Here is a 12,002-nt window from a genome sequence, read left to right on the forward strand (position 1 = left end):
TGCTACACTGGCCCGTATGGCCCGAATCTATGACAAGGCGTATTTCGGTTCAAAGGTGGTGCCCATTGATGACGCAGCGCTCAACATCACTACCTCAGCTGTACTCTACGGGCTCAGCGTCTATACGGTATTCCCGGTATGCGTGACGCAAGACGGACTCGCAGCGTTTCGCCTGTCCGACCATTTCAAGCGCCTTATCGAGTCGGCGCGCATAGTTGGAATCGACACATTCGAACAGGAATGGACGTATGAGAAGTTCTTGGTGGCCGTGAAGGAGACTACGGCCGCAAACAGCATCCGCCAAGACGCATTCGTGCGCGCGAGTGTACATGTGAGTGAGCGCGTGCCGGGCACGCGCTCGAGAGGACTGGCGACGACCTTGAGCATGTTCGTCTATGAAGCACTCCCGATCATCCCGCAGGACGGGACGCGCCTCAAGACGAGCGTCTGGAGGCGCGTCCCCGACTATGCGATTCCTTCCCGCGCGAAGGTAAACGGGGCGTATGTGAACTCGGTGCTTGGAAAGCAGGACGCGCTCGACAGCGGGTACGACGACTGCATCTTCCTAGACGCCGAAGGCCATGTCTGCGAATTGTCCGCGGCAAACATCTTCATCGTCCGCGACGGCATGCTTGTTACACCGCCGACCTCAGGCGATATTCTTGAGGGAATAAACCGGCGCACCATACTCGAGCTTGCGAAGAACATGGAAATCCCCGCGGTTGAACGCACGATCGACCTTACCGAACTCTATGTGGCGGAGGAGGCATTCGCCTGCGGTACCTCTTCCTTCATCGCTCCTATCGCCGAGATCGACAAGCGTCGTATCGGTTCGGGTGCGATAGGCCCGATTACGACACGGATACGGCAACAACACACGGCCGCGCTTCACGGGAGCGATCCGGCTTACCACAAATGGCTTACGATTTTAAGCTAGTTTTCTGCAAGAGTTGAAATCCATTTCCTGTACTGCGCACTCTTGTCCTTATAGTCCTTGAAGAGGTTGAAGCTCGGTGAGGCATTCGAAAGAAGAACGATCCCGCCAGGGCGCGTATGCGTATACGCGGCACGCACCGCTTCTTCCATAGAAGATACGGGGATGATATTCCGCTCGCTCACTTCGGCCACCATCTTGGCACCCGTATCGGGAAATATGATAAAGGTTTGTATCTTGGTCTTCCCCAATTCTTGAGCAAAAGCATCAAATGAAATGCCGCGATCTTCTCCGCCGAGGATGATGGTATCGACACCGGAAAGAGCGTGTACGGAAGCCATCGAGGCTTCCGGAATGGTGGCGAGAGAGTCGTCGTAAAATGTGATGCCGCGATACGTTCCGAGTCTCTCCAGTCGGTACGGGAGCGGAATAAATGTCTTGATATGTTCGCGGGCTTCGGCTTCCGAGATACCCAACGCCTGCACCGCCGCGACCGCAAGCGCACAATCCTTTTGATTATGCTCGCCGAGGAGTTTTGTCTCGAAGCTTTTGCTCATATCCGGCCGCACTACCTTTCCTGCAAACTGAATAGCAAGATCACTGCCGTTTATGAAAACATCTTCCGAACCTTGGAAACGCGCGATATTGAGCTTCGCCTCCTTGTACTTTTCAAAAGAACCGTGATGGGATAAATGTTCCTGATAGAGATTCGTAAGGACGGCAACGTGTGGGGAGTGCGTCAGGTATTCGCACTGATAACTCGACAGCTCAAGGACATGAAGCTGACCCGGAATATCCGCGCTCAGGATATCTGCGTCGGCAATACCAATATTGCCCGAGAGCCGGACGGTACGGCCCGCTCCTTTGAGTATGTGGTAAATCAGCGAAGAGACGGTACTCTTTCCTTTCGTACCCGTGACCCCGATGGCCCGGTCGCGCACGCGTTCAAGCACCAAGTCGGTAAACGTGGTGACGCGCGTTTTCGAAGAAGCAAGCCGGAGCTTTCTCGTCGGTATGCCGGGAGTCTTGTAGACAATCTCGATAATGTCCGGTATCGAGAGCCCGAGATGCACGGTCGCATCCAATCCCCCAGGGTCTATAGCCGCTTCGTCGAAAATATGGAGTTCGGCCTTTCCTTTGAAATATTCATAAGCGGCATGGCCTTCCAGACCGAAACCGGCAATCCCGATGATAGGCTGTGCGCTCATGGCTGGTGATAGTCGGCGGGAATGCCGTGCTCCCCGGTCGTCTCAGAAAGCATGGGCAAATACGCACCTCCTTCCATAATCGGCAGAGCTGCCAACACCGCCGGGAGCGGCAATCCTGCGTCGCTATACTGCTTCGCGGAAAGATAAAGCGCGAGAAGATTTTCCTTGAACGTACCCACACAATCAAATGGCTTCCCCTCGTGCATACCGATCAATTCCTCAAAGAGCGGAATGAGAGCCGCATCCTCAAAGAGATTCTTCCTGAAGATATTGAAAACGGTGTTTGGCGCAAGAAATGCGGATAACGCTCCGAACATGAAAGCGCATTTCGCGCATTCGCCACACCACGACCCGGTCTTAAGGCCCCGATTGCAAGAAACGAAATACGGAAAATATTGCGGATATTCGATGAATCTGCGGACCACCTGCAGCTCGTAGAGCGGCCGGATAAGGGAAAAGAGGCGGATGCCTGGATTCACATACTTCCGGACATACTCTGCCGCCATCTTCTCGAACTCATAGCTTTTCGAATACTGATGGTTAATATTCTGACCCAGATACTCGACATTACCTTCGCTCGCGCTCCGTTCAAGCGAGGGAATTATATCGGTGAAGCCGTTCGCCTGCGCGGCAAGCACGGCGCTCATCATGTATGTGGCGGTGATAGGCACGTGTCCGTTCGGCGCTCCCCGCTTCACAAGCTCCATGACGGGAGCGAAATTCTTCGCCACATCGCGCCTGACGCTCACACAATCGGTGACTCCGGACACTTCGCGCAGGCGCGGGCCAAAAGGGAGCGGTTCGAGCTCGAACCATGAAAATGCTTTCTCTTGCTTTTTTAGCAGTTCGCCAGTCACCAAGCTGTCCTTCCCTCCTCCGAAAGGCACCAGCGCGCGGCGCGGGCCATTCGGGATACTTTGAACCGGCAAAATATCGGGTGCCTGAGGGTCTCCAACCACGTGTACCAGCCCTCGAAAGTCGATCTTGTTGACATAAAAGAATTCCCCAAGACCCTGAGTATATAAATTCTCCCAAAATGCGATTTGTTCCGGCAAAAGCCGCCCCGCTTTTATAACAATTTCCGGAGCAAGGATTGCTTTCCAAAAGCCCGCAAGTTCCGCGAGACCGAGTGCAAACGCAGCTGGTCTTAATGTTTCGGGGTTTGTGCCGTCTGGGAATGTATACCCAAGTTCGTGGACGAAGCGGTGCCCGGCATCGGTCGTATAGGTATAGGCAACCTTCCCCCGTTCGATATCTATCGCAAACGCATCGAAATAGAATCTGTGCGCGAGCGGCGAAGGTTTCATCGCGTCCATGCCCCTATTCTACCCGCAGAACCGCACTCACGCACGAAACGGAACCTACTCGCACTCCCTGGTCGAAGTCGCGTCCTGGTGCGTCACCGGAAGCGGGCTTCTCGGCATGACGATGATGCTATACGGGGTCGAGAGGGACTGCGTCACCATGCAGCCCTTGCCCGGGACGGTGAGGGTGACATAGACGGTACGCTCGGTCGCGCTGTCCTCGACTTTCGTGACCGCGATGGCGTATCCCCCGGTTGGCTTTTGCCCGGCGAACACCCCAACGACCTCCTGCGAGGAAAGGTCGACCGCGGGCGTCGTCGAACTGGTACCGAACGCGAGTTTCCAGAGTTTCGCAATCCCCTCGGCATCGGTCGCGAGATAGTTCTTGCGGGTCGTAACGCCTCCGGCATGGGTGCCGGTGGTGAGTGTCGTGAAGTCCACGGGGCCTCCTATCTCCATCGCTTCGGTCGAGTTCGGCGTCGTAGTAGCCACCTGCTCGACGGCGGGCACGCCCATCATAAGCTCGTCAGGAGTGTAAAAATAAAGATAGGCACCGATGATGCCGGACGCGATGATCATCCCGACGATGATAAGAAGGTCTTTCATAGGTCTAGTATACCTTCTGTGCGGGCCCCGGGGGCGTTCTCCACAGGGAATTTTGTGCACGCTCTAGGATTCGAACCTAGGACCGCTCGAGTATCAGTCGAGTGCTCTACCAACTGAGCTAAGCGTGCAGTTTCGTGATAGTACCAAAATCCGCCTGTTATTTCCACTTTCCCCACCCCCTCCCTTTCCCCCGAACCTTGCCTGTTATAGTGAGCCTATAGATGGTCCACCGTGGCAACACGCGCGAACCGAAATTCCTCCGGTCGAGGAGGACTTCTACTCCCGAGTCGAAACTGCGCCGGCATCGCAACAAGGAGCGCATCTGGCAAAGATGCGTAAAGCGCCTCAAGGTCGCGGAAGTGCCTGCGGCTGCATAGGCCAAAAAGAAAGACCCGGATCACCCGGGTTCTTTCTTTATTCAGTGCATCGAAAACCTGTAGTCGCGTTCTCTTTTGTTCCGCCTATCCTGCTCCCGCTCAAAGGCTCACGTGTGGCCTTCAAGCGACCGCCGGGTTACGTTATCCGGCTTCCGTAGCGCGTTTGGGGACGACGCTAATCTCCCACTGTCCTTGCAGACAATATCGACATGATATGCCTTTCGGGCGATATCGGTTCCAATTGGATATGTTCCACGAGCAGCTTCCGCTACCCGTGCCTTGTTTCGACTTACTCCCTGTCATTGAGTTTGCCGTAGTCCTGCATACGCAGAATTTCGGGCACCCCCAACTCCCTTGAGTTGACGGGCGAATGTGATACTTAGGCAAGTTCACGTTCCCACGCAGCGAGCGGATTTCCCGCACTGCGCGAGCCCCCGGCGTGCATTTTCGATTTCAACACAGCGATCTTCCTAACCCCTTCTTTCGTGTGATGGGCTTTCGCAATCGCGAGCTCGAGGACTTGGTAAAATAGCTCAAAGTCCTTTACGCGCTTGCTTTCAAGCGGGTGCCTTTTGAAAAAAGGCACCACGACTTGCTTCAAGAGATCGTAGCTGAAGATCTCGAACCGATAATTATCCCGTTGATTCTTCCGATATTCGCGTTGGAAGTATATCTTTCCGCATCCCCAGAATTTCTGTACTTTCTCAAGAAGAGGAAGTTCGTCTTCCCGCATCTTGATGTAGTAACGGCACTGCACCCGGTAACTTACCGAGCCATGCTCTTTCTTAGGTGGAAGCAGATAGACACAGAAACTCCCTTCGCCATCGGTCAAACCGACGATGTAATCAGCGGATAGCACGCCTGGTTTTGTCCTTCTCGCGTTCTTCTTGTGGAAGAGCGCAATACTACGACGCAGCTGACTCCCAGTGTCTTTTGATTCCTGCATACCGACATAGTATCAATGAGTTGACACTACGGGTATTCAAGAACCGTTGCCGTTGTGGACAACTGGGTCTCCCCGGGTTACGCATACTTCTATTCCATACATCCTCTACGGGCCTTTCTTCGGCACCTTCCCTATCCTCACCGCCCACTGATAGGTCGATGCGGCCCTTTTTGTGTACAGGCTGTGTTTTGCTTCCAGATCCTTCAGTCCATACCTTACGGCATTGGACCTATCTTTCGGCTACGCTCCCCACGACGAGTGAGGAGGAGTGGATTTGAACCACTTAGAACTATGCGCTGCCGGGCGCATTTATTTGTGAGTACAAGACTCGAGAACGTATTCACCGTAGTATGGCTGACCTACGATTACTAGTGATTCCGGCTTCATGAGGTCGGTTGCAGACCTCAATCCGTACTGGGGGCGGTTTTCGGGATTAGCTCCACCTTGCGGTCTTGCATCCTTCTGTACCGCCCATTGTAACACGTGTGCAGCCCAGGGTATCAAGGGACATGCTGATCTGGCGTCATCCCCACCTTCCTCTCCCGTGAGGGAGCAGTCTCGCCTGACATATATAACAGGCAACGGGGGTTGCGTTCGTTACCCCACTGAAGGGAACAGTTCAAACCACGAACTGACGACGACCATGCATCACCTGTCCAGCACCCTCGAAGGCTCCGTCCCTTTCGGGTCGGATGCAGCTGGATTTCTAACCCTGGTAAGGTTCTTCGCTTGCCGACGAATTAAGCCACATGTTCCACCACTTGTGCGAGTCCCCGTCTATTCCTTTGAGTTTTAAGCTTGCGCTCGTACTACCCAGGCGGCTCGCTTATCGCGTTAGCTTAGCCCCACAGAGGGTCGATACTCCGTAGAGCGAGCGAGCAACGTTTAGGGCCAGGACTACCGGGGTATCTAATCCCGTTCGATCCCCTGGCTTTCGTGTGTGAGCGTCAGGAACGTACCAGTCTATTGCCTTCGCCTTTGGTGTTCCCCATGATATCAACGGATTTCACCCCTACACCATGAGTTCCATAGACCTCTTACGCCCTCGAGCCGTACCGTTTCCCGTGCGGACCGGAAGTTGAGCTCCCGGATTTTACGCGAGACTAATACGGCCGCCTTGACACCCTTTACGCCCAGTGATTCCGGATAATGCTCGGGGCCTCTGTATTACCGCTCCTGCTGGCCATCGTGTGTGGCATGCCGCACGGGCATGCCGCTCATATCGCTATGAGGATCGGACTATATCATCACCCACCAATACTGATGGGGCTCGGCGTGTAGTCTCTGAGGGGTCAAAGTATATATTCCGATGATCAGAAGGAAGCTTGTACCTGAAACAGGGCAGGATGTAAGGGGCGACGGTTCTTGTAAACGCGTCGCGTCCTTCTTTCCCGATATACAGTTTCGGATACCGCTTCCCGCGGCACAGCGACAAATAGGTTTTTGCCGCGATGCCGAATCTCTCTAATAACAGCGCTTGCAGTCGCTTCACCTCCGATTCCGTGAAAGAATCAGTACTGATGTGGTACGCATAATGGGATTTTGCTCGATAATCGAGCCTCCCATCATCCATGAACCACACCGCGAGCGTGAGCGGCGACCGGAACAATTCGGTGATATTTCCAGGAACGACCTTCTCGCGTCCCGCGTAGAAGATTTTGCGCATGTCTTCGAGGTTCTCGAAGAAACGCGTTCCGAAATACCACTGTTTCGTATCCGGTCTTTGCTTCGGAGGAGTTTTGACGAGATGCGCGAAGTGACTATAAAGCCACACTACATACTCCTTTCGTTCCTCCGATTGCTTTACCTGCAATCGGGTGCCTCGATAGCCGTTAAACTCGAGATTTCCATCTCCGAGCATGAGGCCTACGAGCACATCCCGTTGTTGCTTCGAGAGCGCACAGATCATCTTCACAATTATACTCGACTTCCCTGCTGATTGTCTCTTGGGATCTGATTTTGATTTCAAAGAAATCTAAACCAGACGCAGTCCACAAGAGAGTTCCAGCATATAGCCAAGTTTTCGATCTCGATTTCTCGAGAAAGCTGCACGCGGTAACGAACGGTTCGTGAGAACCGTTCGATTTGCTCCAATGCGCAGAGCCACCTGCGCACGTGTACAGAGTTAGGAGCCCCTTATTCCCCGGGTACCGTCAATTACTTCGTCCCCGGGAAAAGCTGTTTACGTACCTAAGCACTTCGTCCAGCACGCGGCGTCGCTCCGTCAGGCTTGCGCCCATTGCGGAATATTCTCGTCTGCGGCCTCCCGTAGGAGTATGGGCCGTATCTCAGTCCCATCGGTGGGGGTCAGCCTCTCAGCTCCCCTAAACGTCGTAGCCTTGGTGAGCCATTACCTCACCAACTAGCTGATATTACGCAGGTGACTCCCGGAGCAATAAATCTTTACTCTCGCGAGACCATCGGGAATTACCCAACCTTTCGGCTGGCTATGCCCGACTCCGGGGGATCTCCCTGCGCGTTACTACCTCGTTCGCCACTGCCCTTGCGGGCCGTTCGACTTGCATGACTTATCCACGCCGCCAGCATTCATCCTGAGCTAGGATCAAACTCTCATTAAGAATAGGCGGAACAAAACAAAACATAACTTACAGGTTTTCTTGCACCCCCAAGACCGTGCCGGTCCTGGGGACTTTATTCGTATGTCAGAGAGCAAATAAAACCGGCCCCCTGTGGGGCAGGTAAAGCCATACTATAGGAGGGCGGGAGGGGCGTCAAGAGGCGTTTTGATGGGCGTCGTAACGAACCGGAGACCCTTTGGACAGGCCTTAGCGCTTATGGTATATCTGGCCCAGATCCAACGGAGATTACGCACATGGGAACTCGGGTAGCCGACATGGCCAAGGCCATGGGAATGTCCTATATAGACCTGAACCGCCGACTCTTTCCAGTCAACGCTCCCGCCAGGCTGGTGCCGACCATTGAAGAACTCGAGGAGGAACTGGAAGAATCTGAGACGATGGGCGAGGTCGCGTACGTCATAAACGAAACGAAGCCCGGAAGCCCCCTCAGGCACCGGGCAACCCAGAAACACTATGCGCTCTGGATCAAAGCCCGTGACGAAGCGCGCACGATTGCTGAGTGGTACGAAGTGCATCGCTTCGCGCGATTCGACAAGCAACGCGACGCTGCCAGGGCCAAGATCGACAATATCTTCGAGTCGAAATTCAATGCGGCAGACACTCTCCCGAAACTCATGGAACTTTGGGAAGCGTTGCCGCGGAAGAGCAGGACTTTCGGCTATCTGCGGACACGCATGCTCTTCAAGATCGCCGAATACTACCAAGATGAAGGGGGATGAATCTTTGAAAGGGCCTGCGGAAACGCGGGCCCTTCACTGTTTCCCTTATAAAACGATTCTTACCTCCGACAAGTTGCATGCGGCGTTGAAAAGCGTATGCTGGTTGAAGCCGTCAAACCTTACCTATGAGCGCATCACCGCGGGAGCGTGTTGTCGTGTCTGTCGGAGGGTCTCTTATCGTCCCTGAGGGGATCGATGCTTCATTTCTCGCGCGCTTCCGCGAGCTTATTCTCAAAAAGATTTCCGAGGGCTTTTCTTTTTATATCATCACGGGCGGCGGGAAGACCGCGCGCAGCTATCAGGAAGCCGCGCATCTTGTTCGCGGCGATCTCCCGCGCGAAGACCTCGATTGGCTCGGCATCCACTCGACCAGACTCAACGCGCACCTCATGCGCACGCTTTTTCGCGAGCAGGGGCACGCGAAGATCGTAAAGGATCCGACAATGGTCCCTGAGGAAAGCCCGGTTATCATCGGTGCCGGATGGAAGCCCGGCTGGTCGACCGACTATTGCGCCGTGCTTGCGGCAAAGGCGCTCGGCGCGAAGCGCCTCGTGAACCTGTCGAATATCGACTACGTATACGACAAAGACCCGAGGAAATTCGAGGGTGCGAAGAAGCTTGAAAAACTATCCTGGAGCGAGTTCCGAAGCCTTATCCCTGCCGAGTGGGATCCGGGGCTCTCTTCCCCGTTCGATCCGGTAGCGGCCAAGGAAGCGGAGGCGCTTGGTCTTGAAATCGCCATCATGAACGGCGCGCGTCTTGATGAATTTGAAAACTATTTAGAAAATAGGAACTTCGAGGGAACGGTCATTTCATAACGAAACGGGCCGCTTTCGCGGCCCGCAAGTTGGGGAAGACCTTAGTGATATAGGAATGAGGAATCCGACATCACGACCTGTCCGAGCGACAGGTCTTTGACCCATCCCGGCATTTCAGTCCGATGCTCATGCACGAGCGCGGCGAGGCGCAACTGCATGCTCGCCTCGGAACCTGTGATTTTCTTCTCTTCGATCTCACGCAGCACTCGGGCGATCTTGTCGGCAAGATACGGCGCAAGCGCTCCGGTAAACACGTTGAGCTGCATACCGGACCTGTCTCTGGTCTCTTGCGGGCCCAATGCCTGATAGTGCGTCGCAAGAAGTCCCTGGAGCGATGCGTTCGGCTTGAGCCTGAAGTCGACTGAAACGAGAGCATGGATGGTATAGCCCCCGTACCAGGCAACTGTGACCGGTACAATAGCGGAACGGCGCCAGACCGGCACCGGGACGCTACGTACTTCCAGGCGTTCGGCCTGCACGATCTGCCCCGGCAAGAGCATCCGGCCATCGTCGGTTATCCGCACATACCCAGGAGCGGTACCGAGCAGATGTCCGCCTTGGTTTATGTAGAGCGCCGCCGCAGTCGGCATGAGGGCGAGCAGCGTGAAGACGCTCAGCGTGATCGGGATAGCTTCGTCGGTCGCTTCGTAGAACCAGTACAGCGGACCGAAGTATTTGCGCGTCTTTCCTGTCCAATCATCTGTCCACACGAGAATAAGCGCGTAGGCACTGAGACAGATAACGCCGCCCGCCGACACCCAGATCGGCGTCCATTCCCAGAACGCGGCATTGTCTTCCATGGCGCTCACCCCATAGGCGTCCAATAGATACAGGGACGAAAAAAGAAAAGCGGCGACACTCACGGCGAAACCGGCAGCAATAAAGGCGGTCCGGCCCAGCCAGTGTGGGAGCTCGAAGCTCCGCGTTGTTGCAGTCATTGGATTATCCTCCGTAACGAGCTTGGTTGCCTAAGGCATTATAGCAGATAAACGTGGCACTGTAAAACGACGACGTCCACTGATCGTTATCTTGAAACTTCCGAGAGGATCCGGTCTATCTGCTTATGAAGCTCTTCGAGCGTGCCGTCGTTGGTGATTGTAAAGTCAGCCGAATCAATGACGGCACGGATATTGTGCTTTGCCGGATCGTTCGATGCTATTTCCCGCTCGTTGTCCTCGACAAACTTCTCAAAAGAAACCTGATCGGTCTCGGTTCCCCGCTTCCGTATACGTTCGTAGCGCGCTCTGACATCCGCGTCCACGCCCAGGATTATGGCCCCGTGCTCCCGGAGGAAATTCGCCTCTCCGAGCGTATGCAATGACTCGATGATAACATCGGCTCCGTACGATTGCGCGCGCTTCAGAAGCTCTCCCGTGATATATCCGGCTCCATGTTTCGCGCGTAAATCGTTCGCGACGATGCTCAGATTATCGCGAACGCGCGGAAGGCCCCGGCGATCCACTTCTTCCCAGAGAAAGTTACGAACCGAGAAATGTGTAAATCCTTGTTCTTCGACCAAGTACTCGACCACCGTTCCCTTCCCCGCCCCGAGCGTCCCGGCGATACCGAGAATCATGGGCTATTTCTTCGCGAACCGGTGCGCGAGCGGGATAAGGAGCGGGGCGGAGCGGCAGATGGAAGAGAACGTTCCGGCGACGACGCCGACGAGCATCACGAGCGCGAAGTTGACGGTCACGGGCGCGCCGAAGAAAACGAGTGCGAGGAGTGCGAGCGCGACCGTGAGCCCGGTATTGATGGAGCGCGTCATGGTCTCGTCGATCGACTTGCCGATCGTCGTCTCGAACGATTCCTTAAGCCCGGTCTTCTCGTTCTTCGCAAGGTGCTCGCGGACGCGGTCGAAAATGACGATAACGTCGTTCACGCAGTACCCGAGAAGGGCAAGAAGGGCGACCACGAAGAGCGAATCGACTTGAGCGCCCGTGAAATGGCACAGCGCCGCGAAGAAGCCGGTCGGCACGATGATGTCGATCGCGAGCATGGCGACGACGGTAAGACCGTAGGTCCAGCCGGGGACCGGAGGCGGGACTTTCCGGAACGCCCAGGCGATATAGAGCACGATGGCGAGGACGACCGCGAGGATGGCCCAGATCGCTTTCTTGCCAAGCTCGGTGCCGAGAGCAGGCCCGACGCTCGTGAATTTGTCTTCGGTGAACTCCGCCGTGCCGCCAAGGGTAAGCGCGGAAAGGACTGCCTCGTGTTCCGCGGGAGTGAGCGTCCGGGTACGAAGCGTTACGCCCGTCTCTCCCGACTGGCGGAGCGATATTTCCCCGAGCGCGACCCGGTCGGTAACGCTCTTCTTAAGCACGTCGAGCGAAGGCTCGGACGTGGTGTACGTGGCCTCAAGGAGCGACCCGCCCGTGAAATCGATGCCGAGCGGAAGACCGAAGAAGACGATGGCGCCGAGCGCGGCGGCAAGGATGACTCCGGTGATCCAGAAGAACAGCGTGCGATGGTTGACGATATACATAC

The 12,002-nt window shown here is 55.3% G+C and carries 10 protein-coding genes, 1 tRNA gene, 1 rRNA gene and 1 other annotated feature; of the genes, 3 read left to right on the forward strand and 9 right to left on the reverse strand.

All coding sequences use genetic code 11. The annotated features are described in order from the left end of the window. Nucleotides 1–16: 16 nt before the first annotated feature. The gene (locus WDN10_02475) at nucleotides 17–937 is read left to right on the forward strand and encodes an aminotransferase class IV (GenBank protein MEJ0053570.1); all 921 of its coding nucleotides are present in this window, start codon (nucleotides 17–19) and stop codon (nucleotides 935–937) included. Here WDN10_02475 and WDN10_02480 read toward each other — a convergent pair. The 6 genes from WDN10_02480 to WDN10_02505 all read right to left on the reverse strand — a co-directional run bounded on the left by WDN10_02480 (nucleotide 934) and on the right by WDN10_02505 (nucleotide 6,698). Beyond that, nucleotides 934–2,142, reverse strand: coding sequence for a Mur ligase family protein (locus tag WDN10_02480; protein ID MEJ0053571.1), 1,209 nt, complete (start codon nucleotides 2,140–2,142; stop codon nucleotides 934–936). The genes WDN10_02475 and WDN10_02480 overlap by 4 nt on opposite strands. After that, on the reverse strand, nucleotides 2,139–3,458 hold the full coding sequence (locus WDN10_02485; protein MEJ0053572.1) for a hypothetical protein: 1,320 nt from the start codon (nucleotides 3,456–3,458) through the stop codon (nucleotides 2,139–2,141). Before WDN10_02485 ends, WDN10_02480 begins: the two co-directional genes overlap by 4 nt. 45 nt (nucleotides 3,459–3,503) lie before the next feature. Continuing rightward, entirely contained in the window at nucleotides 3,504–4,052 is a 549-nt protein-coding gene (locus WDN10_02490; GenBank protein ID MEJ0053573.1) for a protease complex subunit PrcB family protein, read from the reverse strand. 55 nt (nucleotides 4,053–4,107) lie between these two features. Further along, nucleotides 4,108–4,180, reverse strand: a tRNA-Ile gene (locus tag WDN10_02495). Between the two features lie 628 nt (nucleotides 4,181–4,808). After that, nucleotides 4,809–5,375, reverse strand: coding sequence for an LAGLIDADG family homing endonuclease (locus tag WDN10_02500; protein ID MEJ0053574.1), 567 nt, complete (start codon nucleotides 5,373–5,375; stop codon nucleotides 4,809–4,811). A 267-nt stretch (nucleotides 5,376–5,642) separates the two neighbouring features. Continuing rightward, nucleotides 5,643–6,698 (reverse strand): 16S ribosomal RNA (locus tag WDN10_02505). Between the two features lie 733 nt (nucleotides 6,699–7,431). Further along, nucleotides 7,432–7,954, reverse strand: a sequence feature (16S ribosomal RNA rRNA prediction is too short). Nucleotides 7,955–8,229: 275 nt separating this feature from the next. Here WDN10_02505 and WDN10_02510 point away from each other — a divergent pair. Both WDN10_02510 and pyrH read left to right on the forward strand, forming a co-directional pair. Beyond that, nucleotides 8,230–8,694, forward strand: coding sequence for a hypothetical protein (locus WDN10_02510; GenBank protein ID MEJ0053575.1), 465 nt, complete (start codon nucleotides 8,230–8,232; stop codon nucleotides 8,692–8,694). 125 nt (nucleotides 8,695–8,819) lie between these two features. Beyond that, a complete protein-coding gene (pyrH, locus tag WDN10_02515; GenBank protein ID MEJ0053576.1) occupies nucleotides 8,820–9,512 on the forward strand; it encodes a UMP kinase in 693 nt (230 codons plus the stop codon). A 41-nt stretch (nucleotides 9,513–9,553) separates the two neighbouring features. Here the strand turns inward: pyrH and WDN10_02520 are convergent, their stop codons facing one another. The 3 genes from WDN10_02520 to secF form a co-directional block, all read right to left on the reverse strand. Further along, nucleotides 9,554–10,450 carry a hypothetical protein gene (locus WDN10_02520; protein ID MEJ0053577.1) on the reverse strand — a complete coding sequence of 299 codons (897 nt, stop codon included), beginning with the start codon at nucleotides 10,448–10,450 and terminating at the stop codon, nucleotides 9,554–9,556. 86 nt (nucleotides 10,451–10,536) lie between these two features. Continuing rightward, entirely contained in the window at nucleotides 10,537–11,088 is a 552-nt protein-coding gene (locus WDN10_02525; protein ID MEJ0053578.1) for an AAA family ATPase, read from the reverse strand. 3 nt (nucleotides 11,089–11,091) lie between these two features. Continuing rightward, on the reverse strand, nucleotides 11,092–12,000 hold the full coding sequence (gene secF, locus WDN10_02530; protein ID MEJ0053579.1) for a protein translocase subunit SecF: 909 nt from the start codon (nucleotides 11,998–12,000) through the stop codon (nucleotides 11,092–11,094). Nucleotides 12,001–12,002 lie beyond the last annotated feature (2 nt).

The organism is bacterium, from assembly GCA_037200965.1.
Classification (GTDB): domain Bacteria; phylum Patescibacteriota; class Minisyncoccia; order Phycocordibacterales; family Phycocordibacteraceae; genus C7867-001.

What these genes read in the sequence shown, in the direction of transcription:
- WDN10_02475 (MEJ0053570.1), top strand. Translation starts at nt 17, where the DNA reads ATGGCCCGAATCTATGACAAGGCGTATTTCGGTTCAAAGGTGGTGCCC.
- WDN10_02480 (MEJ0053571.1), bottom strand. Translation starts at nt 2,142, where the DNA reads ATGAGCGCACAGCCTATCATCGGGATTGCCGGTTTCGGTCTGGAAGGC.
- WDN10_02485 (MEJ0053572.1), bottom strand. Translation starts at nt 3,458, where the DNA reads ATGGACGCGATGAAACCTTCGCCGCTCGCGCACAGATTCTATTTCGAT.
- WDN10_02490 (MEJ0053573.1), bottom strand. Translation starts at nt 4,052, where the DNA reads ATGAAAGACCTTCTTATCATCGTCGGGATGATCATCGCGTCCGGCATC.
- WDN10_02500 (MEJ0053574.1), bottom strand. Translation starts at nt 5,375, where the DNA reads ATGCAGGAATCAAAAGACACTGGGAGTCAGCTGCGTCGTAGTATTGCG.
- WDN10_02510 (MEJ0053575.1), top strand. Translation starts at nt 8,230, where the DNA reads ATGGCCAAGGCCATGGGAATGTCCTATATAGACCTGAACCGCCGACTC.
- pyrH (MEJ0053576.1), top strand. Translation starts at nt 8,820, where the DNA reads ATGAGCGCATCACCGCGGGAGCGTGTTGTCGTGTCTGTCGGAGGGTCT.
- WDN10_02520 (MEJ0053577.1), bottom strand. Translation starts at nt 10,450, where the DNA reads ATGACTGCAACAACGCGGAGCTTCGAGCTCCCACACTGGCTGGGCCGG.
- WDN10_02525 (MEJ0053578.1), bottom strand. Translation starts at nt 11,088, where the DNA reads ATGATTCTCGGTATCGCCGGGACGCTCGGGGCGGGGAAGGGAACGGTG.
- secF (MEJ0053579.1), bottom strand. Translation starts at nt 12,000, where the DNA reads ATGTATATCGTCAACCATCGCACGCTGTTCTTCTGGATCACCGGAGTC.